Annotated in this window: 19 protein-coding genes and 1 tRNA gene; 10 read left to right on the top strand and 10 right to left on the bottom strand. The window is 60.4% G+C overall.

The window, feature by feature from the left end; genetic code table 11:
* Positions 1 to 190: 190 nt before the first annotated feature.
* The 3 genes from HBO10_RS05500 to HBO10_RS05490 are packed head-to-tail and all read right to left on the bottom strand — an operon-like array spanning position 191 to position 2,407.
* A complete protein-coding gene (locus tag HBO10_RS05500; protein ID WP_034126247.1) occupies positions 191 to 1,489 on the bottom strand; it encodes an NAD(P)/FAD-dependent oxidoreductase in 1,299 nt (432 codons plus the stop codon).
* Positions 1,490 to 1,549: 60 nt separating this feature from the next.
* Positions 1,550 to 1,723: a DUF3094 family protein gene (locus HBO10_RS05495; RefSeq protein WP_034126248.1), complete on the bottom strand. Its 174-nt coding sequence runs from the start codon at positions 1,721 to 1,723 to the stop codon at positions 1,550 to 1,552.
* Positions 1,724 to 1,777: 54 nt separating this feature from the next.
* A complete protein-coding gene (locus HBO10_RS05490) occupies positions 1,778 to 2,407 on the bottom strand; it encodes a DUF1780 domain-containing protein (RefSeq protein ID WP_003188431.1) in 630 nt (209 codons plus the stop codon).
* A 128-nt stretch (positions 2,408 to 2,535) separates the two neighbouring features.
* Between HBO10_RS05490 and HBO10_RS05485 the strand changes: the two genes are divergently transcribed.
* The gene (locus tag HBO10_RS05485) at positions 2,536 to 3,225 is read left to right on the top strand and encodes an energy-coupling factor ABC transporter permease (RefSeq protein WP_034126249.1); all 690 of its coding nucleotides are present in this window, start codon (positions 2,536 to 2,538) and stop codon (positions 3,223 to 3,225) included.
* A 64-nt stretch (positions 3,226 to 3,289) separates the two neighbouring features.
* Positions 3,290 to 3,505 carry a hypothetical protein gene (locus tag HBO10_RS05480; RefSeq protein WP_034126250.1) on the top strand — a complete coding sequence of 72 codons (216 nt, stop codon included), beginning with the start codon at positions 3,290 to 3,292 and terminating at the stop codon, positions 3,503 to 3,505.
* On the opposite strand, the gene yacG is transcribed toward HBO10_RS05480, so the two are convergent.
* Genes yacG through HBO10_RS05460 form a run of 4 tightly spaced genes read right to left on the bottom strand, consistent with a single transcriptional unit; the run spans position 3,502 to position 6,390 of the window.
* Positions 3,502 to 3,702, bottom strand: coding sequence for a DNA gyrase inhibitor YacG (gene yacG / locus HBO10_RS05475; protein ID WP_003188437.1), 201 nt, complete (start codon positions 3,700 to 3,702; stop codon positions 3,502 to 3,504). The genes HBO10_RS05480 and yacG overlap by 4 nt on opposite strands.
* Complete coding sequence (gene coaE, locus HBO10_RS05470) at positions 3,699 to 4,322, bottom strand: dephospho-CoA kinase (protein WP_034126251.1); 624 nt, start codon at positions 4,320 to 4,322, stop codon at positions 3,699 to 3,701. Before coaE ends, yacG begins: the two co-directional genes overlap by 4 nt.
* Complete coding sequence (locus tag HBO10_RS05465; protein ID WP_034126252.1) at positions 4,319 to 5,185, bottom strand: A24 family peptidase; 867 nt, start codon at positions 5,183 to 5,185, stop codon at positions 4,319 to 4,321. The genes coaE and HBO10_RS05465 overlap by 4 nt, the downstream gene beginning before the upstream one ends.
* Positions 5,182 to 6,390, bottom strand: coding sequence for a type II secretion system F family protein (locus tag HBO10_RS05460; RefSeq protein WP_034126253.1), 1,209 nt, complete (start codon positions 6,388 to 6,390; stop codon positions 5,182 to 5,184). Before HBO10_RS05460 ends, HBO10_RS05465 begins: the two co-directional genes overlap by 4 nt.
* Before the next feature lie 201 nt (positions 6,391 to 6,591).
* Between HBO10_RS05460 and HBO10_RS05455 the strand changes: the two genes are divergently transcribed.
* The 3 genes from HBO10_RS05455 (at position 6,592) to HBO10_RS05445 (ending at position 7,600) form a co-directional block, all read left to right on the top strand.
* Entirely contained in the window at positions 6,592 to 7,005 is a 414-nt protein-coding gene (locus HBO10_RS05455; RefSeq protein WP_034126254.1) for a pilin, read from the top strand.
* A 64-nt stretch (positions 7,006 to 7,069) separates the two neighbouring features.
* Positions 7,070 to 7,145, top strand: a tRNA-Thr gene (locus tag HBO10_RS05450).
* A gap of 149 nt (positions 7,146 to 7,294) precedes the next feature.
* A complete protein-coding gene (locus tag HBO10_RS05445) occupies positions 7,295 to 7,600 on the top strand; it encodes a DUF6388 family protein (RefSeq protein WP_034126255.1) in 306 nt (101 codons plus the stop codon).
* 74 nt (positions 7,601 to 7,674) lie between these two features.
* Here the strand turns inward: HBO10_RS05445 and nadC are convergent, their stop codons facing one another.
* The gene (gene nadC / locus HBO10_RS05440; protein WP_034126256.1) at positions 7,675 to 8,523 is read right to left on the bottom strand and encodes a carboxylating nicotinate-nucleotide diphosphorylase; all 849 of its coding nucleotides are present in this window, start codon (positions 8,521 to 8,523) and stop codon (positions 7,675 to 7,677) included.
* A 245-nt stretch (positions 8,524 to 8,768) separates the two neighbouring features.
* Here nadC and HBO10_RS05435 point away from each other — a divergent pair, with 245 nt between their 5' ends.
* The 5 genes from HBO10_RS05435 to HBO10_RS05415 all read left to right on the top strand — a co-directional run bounded on the left by HBO10_RS05435 (position 8,769) and on the right by HBO10_RS05415 (position 15,223).
* Positions 8,769 to 10,916: a DUF1631 domain-containing protein gene (locus tag HBO10_RS05435; RefSeq protein ID WP_169921944.1), complete on the top strand. Its 2,148-nt coding sequence runs from the start codon at positions 8,769 to 8,771 to the stop codon at positions 10,914 to 10,916.
* Between the two features lie 61 nt (positions 10,917 to 10,977).
* A complete protein-coding gene (gene ampD / locus HBO10_RS05430; RefSeq protein WP_034126258.1) occupies positions 10,978 to 11,541 on the top strand; it encodes a 1,6-anhydro-N-acetylmuramyl-L-alanine amidase AmpD in 564 nt (187 codons plus the stop codon).
* Positions 11,538 to 12,374, top strand: coding sequence for a regulatory signaling modulator protein AmpE (gene ampE / locus HBO10_RS05425; protein ID WP_034126259.1), 837 nt, complete (start codon positions 11,538 to 11,540; stop codon positions 12,372 to 12,374). The genes ampD and ampE overlap by 4 nt, the downstream gene beginning before the upstream one ends.
* 264 nt (positions 12,375 to 12,638) lie before the next feature.
* Positions 12,639 to 14,669, top strand: a complete 2,031-nt coding sequence (locus HBO10_RS05420) for a methyl-accepting chemotaxis protein (RefSeq protein ID WP_034126260.1) — start codon at positions 12,639 to 12,641, stop codon at positions 14,667 to 14,669.
* A gap of 125 nt (positions 14,670 to 14,794) precedes the next feature.
* Positions 14,795 to 15,223 (top strand): hypothetical protein, encoded by a 429-nt coding sequence (locus HBO10_RS05415; RefSeq protein ID WP_034126261.1) that lies wholly within the window; start codon positions 14,795 to 14,797, stop codon positions 15,221 to 15,223.
* Here HBO10_RS05415 and HBO10_RS05410 read toward each other — a convergent pair.
* Entirely contained in the window at positions 15,170 to 15,946 is a 777-nt protein-coding gene (locus HBO10_RS05410; protein ID WP_034126262.1) for a TatD family hydrolase, read from the bottom strand. The two genes, HBO10_RS05415 and HBO10_RS05410, sit on opposite strands and share 54 nt — an antisense overlap.
* Positions 15,947 to 15,948: 2 nt before the next feature.
* Positions 15,949 to 16,944 carry a catabolite repressor/activator gene (cra, locus tag HBO10_RS05405; protein ID WP_034126263.1) on the bottom strand — a complete coding sequence of 332 codons (996 nt, stop codon included), beginning with the start codon at positions 16,942 to 16,944 and terminating at the stop codon, positions 15,949 to 15,951.
* Between the last annotated feature and the right edge of the window lie 253 nt (positions 16,945 to 17,197).

Raw genomic sequence — 17,197 nt, 5'->3', positions numbered from 1 at the left:
TCGAAAGATACGGGGATTTTTTTTGTGCTCGCAAATTCTGAATTCACCGCAAAATAAAGTGGGAGCGGCGGTGCGACGATTCGACTTGCTCGCGAATGCGGTGGTTCAGTCACAGATGTACTGACTGACACAGCGCATTCGCGAGCAAGCCCGCTCCCACATTTGCCAGGCCTCCTTCGAGACCAGGTTGTTAGTGCAATTTAAGGCGTGGCTCGGTGCCGCGGCCGATCTTGCTGCCCAGCATCCGCATCGCCGTGCGGAAGAACCCATACAGCGCCATCTGGTGCATGCGGTACAGCGACACGTAGAACATCCGCGCCAGCCAGCCTTCCAGCATCACACTGCCCGTCAAATTGCCCATCAGGTTACCCACCGCGGAAAAGCGCGACAGCGAGATCAGCGAGCCGTAGTCGGTGTACGTGTAGGTCGGCAGCTCCTTGCCTTCGATTCGTAGCTTCAGCGACTTGGCGAGCAATGAGGCCTGTTGATGAGCCGCTTGGGCACGTGGCGGCACATTGCGGTCGGTGCCCGGTTGCGGGCAGGCGGCGCAATCACCAAAGGCGAAGATATTTTCGTCGCGGGTGGTTTGCAGAGTTTGCAGGACTTGCAGTTGGTTGATGCGGTTGGTTTCCAGACCGTCGATGTCCTTGAGGAAACCGGGTGCGCGGATACCGGCCGCCCAGACCTTGAGGCTGGCCGGAATCACCTGGCCGCTGCTGGTGATCAAGGCATCGGCAGTTACTTCACTGACCGCCGAGTTGGTCAGTACCGTCACCCCTAGTTTTTCCAGGGTCTTGTGCACTGGCCCACCGATCCGCTCCGGCAGTGCAGGCAATACCCGCGGGCCGGCTTCGATCAGAGTGATGTGCATGTTTTCCGGCTTGATACGATCCAGGCCATAGGCGGCCAGTTCATGGGCGGCGTTATGCAGCTCGGCGGCCAGCTCGACCCCGGTGGCACCGGCACCCACGATGGCGACGCTGATCTGTTCAACGGCGTCGGTTTGCCCGGCATGGGCGCGCAGGTAGTGGTTGAGCAGTTGTTGATGGAAGCGCTCGGCCTGCTTGCGGGTATCGAGGAACAGGCAGTGTTGCGCTGCGCCCTCAGTGCCGAAGTCGTTGGTAGTGCTGCCTACCGCAATCACCAGGCTGTCATAGCCCAGCACGCGGGCAGGCACCAGTTCGCGGCCTTCTTCGTCGAGGGTGGCGGCCAGCTGGATTTTCTTCTGCTCACGATCAAGCCCGCTCATACGGCCCAGCTGGAACTCGAAGTGGTTCCATTTGGCTTGGGCGACATAGTTGAGTTCGTCTTCCGAGGAATTCAGCGAGCCGGCAGCGACTTCGTGCAGTAACGGCTTCCAGATGTGGGTCAGGTTGGTGTCGACCAGCGTGATGCTGGCCTTGCCACGCTTGCCCAGAGTCTTACCCAGGCGGGTAGCCAACTCCAGGCCGCCGGCACCGCCGCCGACGATAATAATACGATGGGTCATGGGGATATCTCGCAAGGCTAAAAGAAATCGGAGCAGTTACCCTCGCGAGCGCCATGCGGCTCATAGCGTCAGGTAACTCAATAGGCGGCTCAGCGCACCGAGCCCGATTACCACGACCAGCACCACGCAGAGGAGCAGCCACGGCCGGAAAGGCTTGCGCTCGACTCTGTGCTGGGAAAGTCGCAGGTACTCTTCGACACGCTCTTGGTCATCGGGTTTCAGGCGGCTGGTCATAAAGGCCTCGTCAGGTAGACGTTGCAAAGGGGCGCCACGTTACAGCCAGGGGCATCAAAGGCTGATGCCGACATCAAACACTATGCTGCGGCCCAGGTTGTTGCGCAAGAAGTCCGGTGCGTCCGGGTGCGCGAACAACACCCGGGCGAAGGTTGGACCCACCAGTGACAGCGAGCGCCAGCCCTGGCGCAGGTATTCGGTCGGCGGCGGAAAATGGCTGTTGAGGTCCAGTACTTCGCGCTTGAGGCTGGTAAACGCAATGAGGTCCAACTCCCCCAGGTCCATCCCGCGCTCTTTATAGTTGTGGGCTTTTTTACGCAGTGTGGGGGCCAGGCGCAGCAGGAATTCATGGGCGGGGATTCGCCGTGGCTTGGCTTCGCGCCGTACCAGTTGACTCAAGGAGAAAGCACTGCGCCTGCGCAGCAACTCATCGCGCCACTCGTCATTCAGGCGGCGGCCCTCATCCAACACAAAAAAGACCTCGAAGCTGGCGTCGCGAAACAACACGTCGGGCGGCTCCTGGCCCGCTGCGTGGAATTCTTCGACACGGTAGGGCACATTCAAGCCTTGCAACAGGCGCTGGCAGACCCAACGCTCACGCTCCCACTTGCGGGCATTGGACAGAAACGCATTGGCTTGTTCGGCTGCTACGGTGAGCAGGCGCAAATAATCTGAGTCATCCATAGTCGCAGCTTAGCGTTCAAATGATGACCACAGGAAGTCTTGCCTTAAAACCCGGGTGTAGAATGCTTGCGTGAAACAGGCCCAGGGACGAGGTGTGTGATGAGGTTTTTGGTGAAGGCAGAGCATCCGTGATCAGTGCAGCGGTTCTGGCACCCCAGACTCTCGGCTTCGGCTGGCTGGTATATGCGCCCGTGATGATGTGGGCGATCCTGCGCTCGCCATGGGTGGAGTTGTTTGCCGACCGTCGGCGCCAGCATTTGCTGTTCGGTACGGTGTTTGCGCTGTTCATGCTGTGGCTGGTGCGACGGGATTTCGATACCGGCGTGTCCTACCACTTTATCGGCATGACCGCCGTGACCTTGCTGCTGGATTGGCCGCTGGCAATCGTCGGAGGCTTTGCCGCCCAGCTTGGCTTGATATTGCTGGGGCGCCAGGACCTGGCCGCGCTTGGCATCAATGGCCTGCTGCTGATCGTGCTGCCAGTGCTGGTCACCGAAGGGTGCGCGCTGCTGGTAGAGCGGGCGCAGCCGAGAAACCCCTTTGTGTATATCTTCTGTTCGGGCTTTTTTGCTGCCGCACTGTCGGCATTGCTGTGCCTGTTGGCCGGCCTGGGCCTGTTGTGGTTAGACGGTCTTTTTGCGATGCCTGAGTGGTTGGAAGATTTTGTCGGTTACCTATGGCTGATCATCTTTCCCGAAGCTTTCATCAACGGCATGGTCATCAGCGCGCTGGTGGTGTTTTGCCCGGAATGGCTGGAGACGTTCAACCGTACCCGCTACCTCTCGGCGCCGTGGAAGGACGACGATTCGCGGCGTTGATCCAGGTCAAATGCCAGGCAGCGGCGCGGGTCCATGCTCTGCAAAATTTTCAGGAGCACGGATCATGAGTGTGTACGAGTGGGCACGGCAGGAGTTGCGCAGAAGCCAGGATGCAGCGCAGGAAATCGGTTTTGACCCCGGCTTGACCTTGCGCGCCATGCTCAGTGCGGTGGTGCAGCAAAGCAAGGGGGTACGCAGTTTTGAAGACCTGGCCGACGAGTTGCAATACCTTGCAGAAAACCTCGACGACCAGCAGGATTATGCCTTTATGCGGCCTTAGTGGCGCGGCGGCAGGTCTTCGGAAAACAGTTCATCTTCGGCGTCAGGGGCCACGGGAATCTTGTGTTCTTCAGCGGCCCAGGCGCCCAGGTCGATAAGCTTGCAACGGTCCGAGCAGAACGGTCGGTTGAGGTTGGTCGCTTTCCATTCCACGGGTGCACCGCAGGTTGGGCAGTCGACGGTCAAGGGTTGGCTCATGATCGGCCTCCACGCAAAGTAAGGTAAAAGTGGTGCAGTCGCTCGACCTCGCCGTGCAGCCAGGCGAGGTCCTTATCGTTGACCAGCACGTCATCGGCATGGTTCAGGCGGTCTTCGCGGCTGGACTGGGCCTTGAGAATCGCCTGCACCTGTTGTTCGCTGATGCCGTCGCGCTGCAGGGTACGCTGAATCTGCAGCGATTGCGGCACGTCGATCACCAGGATGCGCTGGGTCATGCTGTACTGTCCGGACTCGATCAGCAGCGGCGACACCAGGATCGCGTAGGGCGATTGGGCGCGTGCCAGGTGGCTGCGAATTTCCTCGGCGATCAGCGGGTGCAGCAAGGCTTCCAGCCACAGACGCTCTTTTGGGATCTCAAAGATCAGTTTGCGCAGCGCGGCACGGTCCAGCTGGGCGTCGGGTTGCAGCACGCTGGCGCCGAAATGTTCGGCGATGCGTGCCAGGGCAGGGCGGCCAGGCTCGACCACCCAGCGCGCGGCATGATCGGCATCCACCAGGTCGATGCCCAGCTTGATAAAGTGCTCGGCCGCAGCGCTTTTGCCGCTGCCAATGCCGCCCGTGAGCCCAAGAATCCAGGGTGTTGCAACAGAAGTGGTCATCTGAAACCGACAGACTGCAAATAGAAGTCGGTTATTTGACCACCCCAGAGCAATGCAATCCAGCCGGCAATTGCCAGGCAGGGGCCAAACGGCATTGGCGCTGACACCTGGGCCTTACGCAAACGCAGCAGGATCAGCCCGGCAAATACGCCCAGCAGCGAGGCCATCAGCAGGGTCATCGGCAGAATCTGCCAGCCGCCCCAGGCTCCCAGCAAGGCCAACAACTTGAAGTCGCCATGGCCCATGCCGTCTTTGCCGGTGGCCAGCTTGAACAGCCAGAACAGGCACCACAAGCTCATGTAGCCGATGACCGCGCCCCACAGTGCATCGGGCAGTGGCGCCAGCAGGTCAGCACTGTTGAGGATCAGCCCCAGCCATAGCAGCGGCAGCACCAGCACATCCGGCAGCAGGTGGTGATCCAGATCAATCAGGCTCATGCCCAGCAAGCCCCAACTCAACAGCATCACCGCGCCGGCTTGCCAGCCGAAGCCGAAGTGCCAGGCGACAGCGGTTGAGATCAGCGCGCACGCGAGTTCGGTGAGGGGGTAACGCAGGCCGATGGGCTCGCGGCAGTGGGCACAACGCCCCCGGAGCAGCAGGTAGCTGAGCACCGGGATATTTTCCCAAGGCCGAATCGGTTGATTGCAGTACGGGCAGCAGGAGTTCGGGTGCATCAGGTTATAGGTCGGCCCACCGGGCTCGGCTGGCAAGTCGAGAATCTCGTGGGCCTGGGCACGCCATTCCCGCTCGAGCATTTTGGGCAGGCGCCACGCCAGCACATTGAGGAAGCTGCCGACGATCAGGCCCAACACCAGCGCCAGGCCAACAAACGCCCAGGGATGTTCGCTCAGCAGCAGGCTCAAAACGCCGTCCCCAATTGGAACACCGGCAGGTACATGGCGACTACCAGCGCGCCGACAACCCCTCCCAATACGACCATGATCAGCGGCTCCATCAGGCTGGTGAGGTTGTCGACCAAGGTATCCACGTCTGACTCGTAGTGGTTCGCGACTTTTTCCAGCATGCGGTCCAGGGTGCCGGACTCCTCCCCGATTGCGGTCATCTGGATCGCCATGCCTGGGAACAGGCCGCTGTTATGCATCGATTGATTCAGCTGCATGCCTGTGGATACATCGTGGCGCATACGTTCGATTGCCTGTTTGAAGGGGCCATTGCCGACGGCGCCGGCCACCGAACCCAATGCCTGTACCAGAGGGACGCCCGCCGCAAAGGTGGTGGAAAGTGTGCGAGCGTAGCGAGCAACCGCAGATTTGTGCAGCAGTTTGCCTGCCACGGGCACTTTCAACAAACCCGCCGCCAACCAATGGCGAAAGCCCGGGTAAGTTCGATAGGCGTGATGCCCAGCGACCATTATGGCGCCCACGCCCAGCCCCAGCATCCACCACGCCTGCTGCAGCAGTTCCGAGAGCGCAATGACCGCCAGGGTAAACCCCGGCAATTGGCCGTTGACCCCGGCGAACAGGTTCTGGAACTGCGGCACAACGTGAATCAACAGCACTGTGCTCACCCCTGTGGCAATTACCAGTACCACGACAGGGTAGGTCATGGCTTTCTTGATCCTGGTTTTGAGCCGTTGGCTTTTTTCCAGATGAATCGCCACGCGCTCGAGCAAGGTTTCCAGGGCGCCGGCTATTTCGCCAGCTGCTACCAGATTGCAATACAACTCATCGAAGTAGCGGGGATATTGACGCAGGGCAGTGGCCAAGGGGTGGCCGCTGGCAATGTGCTGTTTCAACGCCTTCACCAGTTCGCGCAGCTGTAGGTTTTCGACGCCTTCGCTGATGATGTCGAAGGCTTGCAGCAGCGGGATGCCGGCTTTGAGCAAGGTGGCTAACTGGCGGGTGAACAGGGCAATATCTGCGGGCGTTATTCGCGTCTTGAAGATGTGTAAACCGTAAGATTTCTTGCGCACACGCTCAGGGCAGATCCCTTGCTGGCGCAGTTGTACCTTGATCAGCGCAAGGTTATGCCCGGCGATTTGCCCGGAAACCCGGCGGCCTTTGCGGTTGATGCCTTCCCAGGCATAGATTGTCGACGTGTCGTTCATGTGAGGTTGGCGCACCCAGGTCGTGAAGAATTTATAGCTTAGTCAGGTGGCGAATTCGGGCAGGCTGGCGCTGGGCGATAAAATGTCAGATTGTGCGTCTTGCAGGCGAACGGCTGCGTGGGGATGAGTACACTGGCGCCGTTGCACACTACGGGGCGCAGGATGCGCCTTGTCATGGTTCTATTCTGGAGAGTGAAAGAGATGCGTCAAAAAGGTTTTACCTTGATCGAATTATTGATCGTCGTGGCAATCATCGGCATTTTGGCCACCATCGGTCTGCCCATGTACACCAAGCACCAGGCCAAGGCCAAGTTCACGGCGGGGTTGGCTGAAATCAGCGCGCTAAAGGCCGGCTACGAGGACGCCATCAACCAGGGCACCGTGCCAACCCTGGCCCTCATCGGGGGCACAAGCCCTACCGCCAACTGCACCATCGAAGTGACAGGCGATGTGGCCTCGGGCGCAGGTACCTTGCGTTGTGAAATCCTTGATGCACCCGCGCCCGTGCTGGGCAAGACCATCACCTTGACCCGCAGCGCCACCACCGGCTGGAGCTGTGCCACCACGGTAGAGGCTCAGTATGCTGCCAAGGGCTGCGGCGCCAACGGCGCGTGACAGTCGCTGGGCGGTGAGCGAGTTGGTTGCTGCATGCCCAATGCAGTGCTAGCTTTAGCCCACCGCCCGTGTAGCTCAGCCGGTAGAGCAGCGCACTCGTAACGCGAAGGTCGCAGGTTCGATTCCTGTCTCGGGCACCACAGGCACCACTGTTTCAACGGCAATGTTTTCAGATGATCCCAGAATGGTTCTGAAGGCCAGGTGAGCCGGGCATTTGCCCCCGCTCTTTTGTATCTGCGCAACCTTGAAGACCCAGATGCATTCCCATTCCTCGATCTAAGAGAACGACATGACCACGACTGAGATGACCCAGGAAGCACGGCACGAACAAGCGCTCAAGCATTACCTTGAAGCGACGCCGCAGCTTAAAGAAGAGATCAAGGACCTGAGTGCCGACGATCAGCGCGACCAGATTCAGTGGGCATTCGAAGATGAGGCCGAGAGTCAGGGCTACCAGCCTTGGGAGTTGACCCTCAAGTACACCTCGACGCCGGAAGAGTTCGAAGCCGCGCGGTTGGCCTTGCACAAAGAGGCAGCCGAGGTGCTGGGTGTCGATTGGGACGAGTACTGCGAGATGAATAATCTTGTAGTTTAAAAGCAGCCGCGAGCTTCAAGCTGCAAGTTGTCCCGCAGCCTTCTTGCAGCTTGAAGCTTACCGCTCGCAACTTCTCAGATACTGAGGCGCATCGACAGATCCACCGCCTTCACATCCTTGGTCATCGCGCCGATGGAGATGTAGTCCACGCCGGTTTCAGCGATAGGCAGCAAGGTGGTTTCATTGATCCCGCCGCTGGCTTCCAGTTTGGCCTTGCCTGCGTTCAGGCGCACGGCTTCGCGCATGTCTTCCAGGCTCAGTTCATCCAGCATGATGATGTCGGCACCCGCCGCCAGGGCCTCGCGTAATTCCTCCAGGCTTTCCACTTCGATTTCCACCGGCTTGCCCGGGGCGATCTTGTGGGCGGCGGTGATCGCTTGGGCAATACCACCGCAGGCGGCGATGTGGTTTTCCTTGATCAGGAACGCGTCATACAGCCCGATACGGTGGTTGTGGCAACCGCCGCAGGTCACCGCATATTTCTGCGCTAAACGCAGGCCGGGCAATGTCTTGCGGGTGTCCAGCAGCTTGACCTGGGTGCTGGCGACAAAGTCCGCCAAAAATTGCGCACGGGTGGCAACCCCTGACAGCAATTGCAGAAAATTCAACGCGCTACGTTCACCACTGAGCAGCGAGCGGGCCGGGCCCTCAAGGTGGAACAACGCCTGGTTGGGGCTCACTCGTTCACCATCAGCCACCTGCCAGTGCACAGCGACCCGTGGGTCCAGTTGACGAAACACCGCATCCACCCACGCCGTGCCGGCGATAACAGCCGCCTCACGGGTAATGATCGTGGCCTTGGCCAGCCGTTCGGCCGGGATCAACTGCGCGGTGATGTCGCCACTGCCGATGTCTTCCAGCAGTGCGCGGCGCACGTTGGCTTCGATTTCGGCGGTGAGGTCGGCAAGACGGAGGTTCGGCATAACAGGCTCCACAAACAAAGTGCCTCGATTATAGGGCCAGCGTGCGTTCTAACCCAGGCTCGCCACTCATTTACCGCACAAAGTCAGAGTGTGCTGGCGCAACTGCCCTCGTTTGCAAGATAATCTCGCGCCTTGCAATTGGCGTCATAGCTTTGACGTCCTGGTGGTGATCGGGTGTTTGCAGTGCCTGCCAGGCCTGCGCTCCGTCTCTCCACCGCTCAAAACCGCCGTTTCAGGAGGCCAGGATGCACAATGACGGGAAGGTGGTGCCTATCAACAGGGCACAGGCCACGCCATCGCCGCTCGCGCGCCTGCCGGTGGTGTTGCTGCAGGTGCGTGACAAGGCTGCGCAACAGCTGCAGCAAGGCTTGCAGGAGCTGTTCGATAACGCCGACGACACCCTGTTCGAAATGGCCGAAAAGGCCCGTAGCACCGTCGACCATCATATTTTTCTCGAGGCCATGCGCGACCTGCGCCTCAAGCGCAAGAACTTCGAGCGCGTGTTCATGGAGCAGCTGTTTGTGGCGTTCGCCAACCTGGGCCAGGCCCGGTGCAGCGGTGCACACCTGGTGCCGCTGGTGTCTTATGAGGCGGCACCCGGCACCAGCGCGGATGATGTGGAAAAAGCCGTGGCTCTGGAGGCGATGCTCGGTCGGGTGCGGCATCGTGATGGCTTGGCCCTGGGGCAGTTGGACGCACGCTTGAGTGAACTGCTCGGCAGGCGCCTGGAGGACCCTGAAAACCCCTTGGGCCCTGCGCGGCTTTGTGAGTTTTTCCTGCAAGCAGGGCGCAGCCTGGGGGTGGAGATTCGCGTCAAGCTGGTCATGCTCAAGCTGTTTGAGAAATACGTGCTCAGTGATGCCGACCTGTTGTATGGCGAGGCCAACCAATTGCTGATCGCCACCGGCGTATTGCCGCAACTCAAGACGGTCCCGTCCCGTCGAGCTGGCGGGCGCGAGGCCCGGGAGCACCAGCATTACACCAGCCAAACGATGGCCGACCCGCCGCTGGATAAAAGCGGCCAGCAAGCGTTCAGTGCCTTGCAAAAGTTACTGGTAGCCGTGCGTGGCAGCGTGGCCCCGACCCTTGAAGCCAGTGCCGAGCCGCAGCCGATTGCCACCCGCGATCTGCTACGGCTGTTGTCGCATTTGCAGCAATATGTCCCGGAGCCCGGTGGCGAGGACGATTTCGACCTGCGCAACCAGCTGGAACAGTTGCTGACCCGGCGCAGCGTCAAAAGCGGCAAGTCGAGGGTGTTAGAAGAGGCAGACGAAGATGTGACCAATCTGGTCGCCATGCTGTTTGAGTTCATGTTCGATGACAGCGGTGTGCCGGACGCTTTCAAGGCGCTGATCGCTCGCTTGCAGATCCCGCTGCTGAAAGTGGCGGTGCTGGACAAGAGCCTGTTCAGTTGCGCAGAGCATCCGGCGCGGCGCTTGCTCAATGACATGGCGAGCGCCGTCATCGGCTGGAGCCCGCCCCATGACCACCCACGGGACAACCTCTATCTGTGTATCGAGCAACTCGTACAGCGTGTGCTGAATGAGTTCGTCGAAGACCCGGCGATTTTCTCCCAGTTGCTCACCACGTTCAGCGCATTCATAGCCCAGGAGCGCAAGCGCAGCGAGCGACTTGAGCGACACACCCGTGACGCCGAGCAAGAGCGCCTGCAGGTCGAGGTGGCGCGCCAGCGTGTGGCGCACGTGCTCAATCGGCGGCTCGTGGGCAAAACCTTGCCGCCATCGGTGCTGCAATTTGTGCAGCAGGCCTGGAGCCAGGTGCTGTTAGTGGCCGTTCTCAAGCACGGTGAACAATCGCTGCAGTGGCAGGCGGCACTGCGCACCGTGGATGAATTGATCTGGAGCGTCGGCCTGCGTGAAGACACCGAAGCGGGCCGGCGTTTGCTCGAGCAATTACCCGGGCTGCTCAAGGCCTTGCGTGACGGGTTGGCCGGTGCGGCCTTCGATCCTTTCAGTACCCGCGAGTTCTTCCTGCGGTTGCAGGCCATGCATGTTCAGCCGCTCGACGACGAGGTGCTGGTTGAAGTCCGTGAGCCTTTTATCCTGGGGGCTGGCCCGCCGGGTGCCGACGAACCACTGCCCCATGATGACCCCGACCTGCTCAAAGCCAAGCAGTTGCGAGCCGGTACCTGGGTAGCGCTGCAGCAAAATGAAGCCGGTACCCTGCGCTGCAAATTGACCGCCATCATGCCGCCCGCCGATACCTATGTTTTTGTCAGCCGCGCCGGCCTCAAGGTGTTGGAGAAAAGCGCGGGCCAGTTAGCGCTGGCGTTCAAGCAGGGCGTCCTGCACGCCTTGGATGATGGCCCGCTGTTCGAGCGTGCGCTGGCAGCGGTGGTGGACAACCTGCGGCAACTCAATCGCGGCAAGTGATCGCAACCGCAGGGTGGAACGCGGCATACTGGTCACACCTCTTATCATTCAAGGAGCCTGTATGCAGTTGGACCCCGCCAGCGGTTGGTGCCAGGGCATTCGTCATTGCCCTTCGCCCAACTTCAACGAGCGCCCTGAAGGCGAAATCTCGCTGTTGGTGGTGCATAACATCAGTTTGCCCCCGGCGCAGTTCAACACCGGCAAGGTGCAGGAATTTTTCCAAAACCGCCTGGATGTCTCAGAGCATCCCTATTTTGAAGGGATTGCGAGCCTACGAGTGTCTGCGCATTTTCTGATTGAACGTGACGGCACTGTGACGCAATTTGTTTCGTGCCGCGACCGCGCCTGGCATGCCGGTATTTCCGTCTTTGAAGGGCGCGAGGTCTGCAACGATTTTTCTCTGGGAATCGAGCTGGAAGGCACGGATGACCTACCGTTTACCAATGCCCAGTATGCGGCGCTGATCGACCTGACACGCCAACTGCTGGCCGCATACCCAGATATCACCCGCCAACGTATTTGTGGTCACAGCGACATCGCTCCGGGGCGCAAGACCGACCCGGGCCCCGCTTTTGATTGGGCGCGCTTTCGCAGCGCCCTGCAGGATGGAGGACACGAACGATGAGTTTCCTGGTGTTGGTGCTGGCCGTGTGGATCGAGAAGTTCTCGGCCCTGCGCCTGCGGTTGCAGCGCGACGGTGGATGGCTGCGTGAGCTGGCCAAGCTGGAATCGAGCCCGCGCATGGGCAAGCGCCCTTGGTTGATCCTGCTGATATTGGTGCTGCTGCCGGTGGCATTGCTGGCATTGTTGTTGCTGGTCCTGGAGCCGGTGGCCTATGGCCTGTTGGCATTGCCGGTGCACTTGCTGGTGGTGATCTACAGCCTGGGCCGTGGCGATCTATTGGCGGGGCTGGGGCCGTTTCGCGATGCCTGGCGGCGCGGTGACCTGCAAGCGGCCGAGCATGTGGCCGAACGCGACCTCAAACTTGGCGCCGACAGTGGCGAGCAATTGTTGGAGCGCGTCCAGGGCTACCTGCTGTGGCAGGCGTATCAAAGCTTTTTCGCGGTGATTTTCTGGTATTTCCTGCTGGGCCCGGTGGCCGCCCTGGCCTACCGCCTGTTGGCACTGGCCAGCGAAAACAGCCAGAACCCGTTGGTGGCCGAGCGCGCCACGCAATTGCGCCACGCGTTTGACTGGTTGCCGGTACGCCTGCTGGCGGCCAGCTTTGCCTTGGTGGGCAATTTCGTCGGGGTCAGCCGTGTGATGCTTCACGAACTGTTGAGCTGGGACATCAGCGCGGCACAGTTGGTGGAAAGAGTCGGCCTGGCCGCCGCGGAAATTCCTGCGCCAGTGGTGGGGGCCGATGGCATCAACAGCCTGGATCGCCTGTGGGAACTGCTGCTGCGTGCGGCGGTGCTGTGGTATGCCGGGTTTGCGATCTGGACGGTGTTGCCCTGATGGTAGGAGCGAGCTTGCTCGCGAAAAACGTCAAAGATAACGCGTGCTTCCTGAATAAACGCGGCGTCTGTGAGTCTTTCGCGAGCAAGCTCGCTCCTACATGGCGTTAGGGCTTTCTCCTTGCCACATTTGGCCTCCAGACACGCCGTTAACCTTACGTTACAAAACTCCCTTTCGAATTGAGCTATACAGATAGCGCGCCCAATAGTGGCTATCTGCCGCCGCCCTGCGCCTCAATAAAAATAAAAGAAGGGGAGGTCACCTGTGAAGAGCTTGCTCTATCCCGCCGTCGTGCTGATGAACCGCCTGAGCTTCGGCATGAAGTTCAGCCTGATCAGCGTGCTGTTCCTGCTGCCGATGCTGGCGACCAACTATTACCTGGTGCGCGATTCGTGGCGCGAATACCAGGGCACCCGGGTCGAACTGCAGAGTCTCGACCTGCTCGGCAGCAGCCTGGCGTTGCGCCGCGATCTGGAAACCCTCAACAACCAGGTAGAGATCAATGCCACCCTCGGCCAGTCCGGCAAAGCAGCAGACCTGGAGACCAGGATCAGCGCCTTGGAAGCCAGTGTGGTGGAGCGCTTGCAAGGCTTGCGCGCCATCGCGACCCAGCCCGAGCAAGTTGCCGTCTTCGACAGTAAGCGCGATGAGCTGATCGCTGCGTTCAAGGCCCAGCAACAGGAAACCTCGTTGCTCAACAAAGCGGCGTTGATCGGCAAGTTACTCAACCAGGCCCAGATGTTCAGCCAGATCATTGCCAGCCAAGCCGGCTTGAGCCGTGATCCGCAAAGTGATCTGCGCCAGCTCAGCGACCTGGTCACCACCGTCACCCCTCAAGTCACCCAGGCCTTGGGCGAAGGCCGTGCGATGGGCGCGTACTCCCTGGGGCAGGGCTTCATCAATTCATCCTCCAGCACCCGTTTTGACGAACTGCTGCAGCAGCTGGAAAAACTCCACGGGGAATATGGCTTGAAGCTGCAGGACGCGTTGGGCGCCAGCCAGGCCGCGCATGCAGCCCTCGACGTTTCGGCGCAAGCCAGCCGGGCCAGCCTCAAGCAAGGCAGCGAGTTTTTTGAAGAGCAGGTGGTGATGGCCGAGACCCTCGATACGTCTTGGCAGGGTTTTTATGACGGCGTCAGCCAGTTGATGGCCAAGACCTATCAATTGGATGACGCCACCCTGGCGTTCCTCGGGCAGCAGTTGCAGCAACGCCTGGCGCAAAACCGCCTGCACATGGTGTTGCTGGTCACGGCCCTGGCGGCGGTGTTTGCGTTGATTTTCTATCTCTATGCCGGTTTCTTTGTCTCCACTCGTACCACCTTGCGCCGCCTGGGGGCGATGATGGACAAAGTGGCGGCAGGTGACATGACGGTTACCTTCGTTGCTCAAAGCCGCGACGAGCTGGGCGACTTGGGCCAGGTGTTCAATGGCACCGTGGCCAAGATTCATGACCTGATCGAACGTGTTGGGCATACGGTCAGCCAGGTGGAGTTGCAGGCCGGCCAGGTGCAGGCGGTGTCGGCACAGAGTAACCAGGCGGTGTCCGGCCAGCGCAGCCAGATCGAACAAGTGGCGACCGCGATGAACCAGATGTCCGCCACTGCCCAAGAGGTGGCGCGCAGCGCGGCGGCGGCGGTCAGTAGTGCCCAGAGCGTCAATGATGAAACGGTCACCGGGCGTGCGCTGGTGCAATCCCAGCAAGGCGGCATCGCCCGCCTGGCGGCGGAGATTGACGAATCGGTGCGGGTGATCAACCAACTGGCTGCCGACAGCCAGTCCATCAGCAGCGTCCTGGAAGTGATCAAGAGCATTGCCGAGCAGACCAACCTGCTGGCGCTCAACGCGGCCATCGAAGCCGCGCGCGCCGGTGACCAAGGGCGTGGTTTTGCGGTGGTGGCTGACGAGGTGCGCACCCTGGCTCGGCGCACCCAGCACTCCACCGAGGAAATCGAGCAGATGATCAGCCGCTTGCACAGCGGCGTGGGCGCGGCGGTGAAGGCCATGGGCAGCAGCCATGAAATGGCGAATGGCACGGTGGGGCAGTCGGAAAAAGTCCAGCAAGCCTTGGAAAATATCCTGGGGGCAGTTGGGATGATCGTCGATCAGAACCAGCAAATCGCCGCCGCCGTGGAGCAGCAAACGGCGGTCGCCCACGACATCGACCAGAACATTGTCGAAATCAACCGTGCTGGCGAGCATGCAGCGCAAGGCGCCCAGCACACGGAAGCGGCCAGTCGACAACTGGCAACCCAGGTGGTTGAGTTGAAGCAATTGATTGGTGCGTTTCGGGTGTAGGGAGGTTCTGAAGGGCGGAGCCACGGGCCCTGTGGCCCATGTCTTGATTTACCGATGCGTGTTTTATCGGGGCGTGAATAGGTGAAAATTTATTTCATCCGTCACGGTCACGAGGGGACAAAACGATGGCCGCCGCAATCGGTATCAGGGGGCATTGCGCCCAGTGCAACATGACGTTTGAACTCAAGCCTTGGCAACTGAACGCCATCGCAATCGATGTGCCATTTGACTGTATGTATTGCCACTGCGGGTTGCAGTTGGGCTGCGTCAAGCAGTTGCGCCAATTCAGGGCCCTGGACCAATGGGCGCTGGTGCGGCCGAGCATGATCATGCTGACGTGCGCGACCTTGCTGGTGGCCTTGGTCGCCGAGTGGCTGGGGCTGCTCAGTGTCATCGCGCAGTTCAACATTTCACTGGTCGCGGTGTTGATCCATTTGCGGGTGGTGCGCTACGCCCGTCATCGCCAGACAATGACCTTGAACTTGCAGGCCATCAGTGCGCTACCAGTTGAACAGCTCGCACGCATTGCGTGTGCTCGCCTCAGCCAGCAATAGAGGGCTGATACCCATGCGCTCGGCCAGGGCCGTGCAGATGTCTGGCAGGTGCTGCGGGCTATTGCGCTGGTTGGGGTACATGGCCGGGGCCATATCCGGCGAGTCGGTCTCCAGCACCACGGCGTCGAGGGGCAATTGGGCCAGTACCCGGTGCATGCGCAGGGCCTGGGGCCAGGTGGCAGCGCCACCCAGGCCCAGTTTGAACCCGAGTTTGATGTACTCGCGTGCCTCTTCAACGCTGCCGGCGAACGCATGGATGATGCCGCCTCTGGGCAGGCGGATACGCTTTAAGGTGGCAATTACCGCGGCGTGGCTGCGGCGAACGTGGAGCAGGGCCGGCAGCTGGAAATCCACCGCGAGTTTCAGCTGGGTTTCAAATAGCGGTTGCTGGCGCTCGTGGTCCAACTGTTCAAGAAAGTAATCCAGGCCAATTTCGCCCACGGCGCACAGTTGCCGGTGGCCATGCAGGCGCGTCAACCAGTCGCCCAGCTCCAGCAGGTCGGCGGGGCGATGCTCATCGAGATACACCGGGTGCAAGCCGAAGGCGGCGAACAAGCCTTCGTCCTGTTGCACCAAGTCCCATAGCCGCTGCCAATTTTTCTGGTACACCCCCAGCACCACCAGGCGCCGCACGCCGAGGTCACGGCTGTGGGCGAGGACGTGCGTGCGATCCTGGTCGAAGTCCTCGAAGTCCAGGTGCGTGTGGGTGTCGATCAGCTCCACGCTCAGGCCTCGAGGATACGCTGCTTGAAGGTCCGGCCAATCGCATGCACGCCGGGTTGGTACTGTTCTTCTTCAACGGCGGCCAGGGCCAGGCGCAGGGCGGTCTCGGCAATCAACTGATGTTGTTGGGCCATGGCGTTGACCGGCAGCGGGAGGAAATCCAGCAACTGGGTATCGCCGAAGGTGCCCAGGCGCAGGGGGCGTGACTTGAGAGGGAAGTCATGCAGCGCATCAAACACCCCTTGGAGCAGTACGTAGGAGGTGGTTACCAGCGCGTCCGGCAGATGCCCCAGGCGTTGCAGCAATTGCTCCATCAGCTCTCGGCCGCAGTCACGACTGAAGGCTTCGCCCTGTTCGATGATCACTTCGCCCGTAAAGCCTTGCAGCGCATCGCGGAAACCGGCGGTACGCGCCTGGCTGATGCTCAGCTCGGGCCGTGCGCCGATCAGCGCGATCTGCTTGGGCAACGGTTGCAGCAGGCTGCTAGTGAGTTGCTGGCAGGCCTGGTGGTCGTCGCTGACCACGGAGCAGAACTGGTTCGGCTCCATCTCCCGGTCGATGGCAATCACCGGCAGCCCCTTGGCCTGCAGCTCGCGATAGCTGTCATCGCTGGCCGGCAGGCAACTGGCGACGAACAACGCATCGCAACGCCGCGCCCGGAACAGTTGCAGCAGTTGGCGCTCGCTGTCCGCTTCGTCATCGGAGCTGGCGATCAGTAACTGATAGCCGCGCGCCCGCGCACCTTGTTCCAGCAGTTTGGCGATGCGTGCGTAGCTGGGGTTTTCCAGGTCTGGCAGGATGAACCCCAAGGTCCGCGTATGCCGGCTGCGCAGCCCCGCGGCTTGAGGGTTGGGGGTAAAGCCATGGGCTTGGACCACGGCACGCACACGCTCAACGGTGGCGTTGCTGATGCGCTGCTGTTCGGCCTTGCCATTGATGACATAGCTGGCGGTGGTAACGGACACACCGGCCAGACGTGCGATATCACTGAGTTTCAAACCGGGATTTCCTTGTTTTTTGGCGCTCGCCCCGACATTTTGTCCAATCGTAACCGATTCCAGCATTCGACCAATGTCCCACAGCAAGCGCCGAGTGGCCCTTCAAGCTTGCGTAATTAACGCGTAATCTGCCATAAATTCTAGATTAAACGTTTCAGCAAGCGTATTTTTACGATGTTCGCTACTGAGTGACCACTGCCAATTGACCGCTCAGTCAGTTAATTTTGATCATATTTACCTACAACAATACCTA

Source organism: Pseudomonas sp. WS 5503, from assembly GCF_012985385.1.
Taxonomy (GTDB): Bacteria; Pseudomonadota; Gammaproteobacteria; order Pseudomonadales; family Pseudomonadaceae; genus Aquipseudomonas; species Aquipseudomonas paracarnis.
The sequence above is the reverse complement of the archived record's forward strand: the minus strand, read 5'-3'. Positions and strand labels throughout refer to the sequence as shown.

Excerpts from the sequence above, each read along its gene's own strand:
- HBO10_RS05415 (WP_034126261.1), top strand. The coding sequence starts at position 14,795 with ATGGCCGCCGCAATCGGTATCAGGGGGCATTGCGCCCAGTGCAACATG.
- yacG (WP_003188437.1), bottom strand. The coding sequence starts at position 3,702 with ATGAGCCAACCCTTGACCGTCGACTGCCCAACCTGCGGTGCACCCGTG.
- coaE (WP_034126251.1), bottom strand. The coding sequence starts at position 4,322 with ATGACCACTTCTGTTGCAACACCCTGGATTCTTGGGCTCACGGGCGGC.
- HBO10_RS05480 (WP_034126250.1), top strand. The coding sequence starts at position 3,290 with ATGAGTGTGTACGAGTGGGCACGGCAGGAGTTGCGCAGAAGCCAGGAT.
- ampD (WP_034126258.1), top strand. The coding sequence starts at position 10,978 with ATGCAGTTGGACCCCGCCAGCGGTTGGTGCCAGGGCATTCGTCATTGC.
- HBO10_RS05460 (WP_034126253.1), bottom strand. The coding sequence starts at position 6,390 with ATGAACGACACGTCGACAATCTATGCCTGGGAAGGCATCAACCGCAAA.
- nadC (WP_034126256.1), bottom strand. The coding sequence starts at position 8,523 with ATGCCGAACCTCCGTCTTGCCGACCTCACCGCCGAAATCGAAGCCAAC.
- HBO10_RS05500 (WP_034126247.1), bottom strand. The coding sequence starts at position 1,489 with ATGACCCATCGTATTATTATCGTCGGCGGCGGTGCCGGCGGCCTGGAG.
- HBO10_RS05495 (WP_034126248.1), bottom strand. The coding sequence starts at position 1,723 with ATGACCAGCCGCCTGAAACCCGATGACCAAGAGCGTGTCGAAGAGTAC.
- HBO10_RS05435 (WP_169921944.1), top strand. The coding sequence starts at position 8,769 with ATGCACAATGACGGGAAGGTGGTGCCTATCAACAGGGCACAGGCCACG.
- HBO10_RS05455 (WP_034126254.1), top strand. The coding sequence starts at position 6,592 with ATGCGTCAAAAAGGTTTTACCTTGATCGAATTATTGATCGTCGTGGCA.
- HBO10_RS05490 (WP_003188431.1), bottom strand. The coding sequence starts at position 2,407 with ATGGATGACTCAGATTATTTGCGCCTGCTCACCGTAGCAGCCGAACAA.
- HBO10_RS05445 (WP_034126255.1), top strand. The coding sequence starts at position 7,295 with ATGACCACGACTGAGATGACCCAGGAAGCACGGCACGAACAAGCGCTC.
- ampE (WP_034126259.1), top strand. The coding sequence starts at position 11,538 with ATGAGTTTCCTGGTGTTGGTGCTGGCCGTGTGGATCGAGAAGTTCTCG.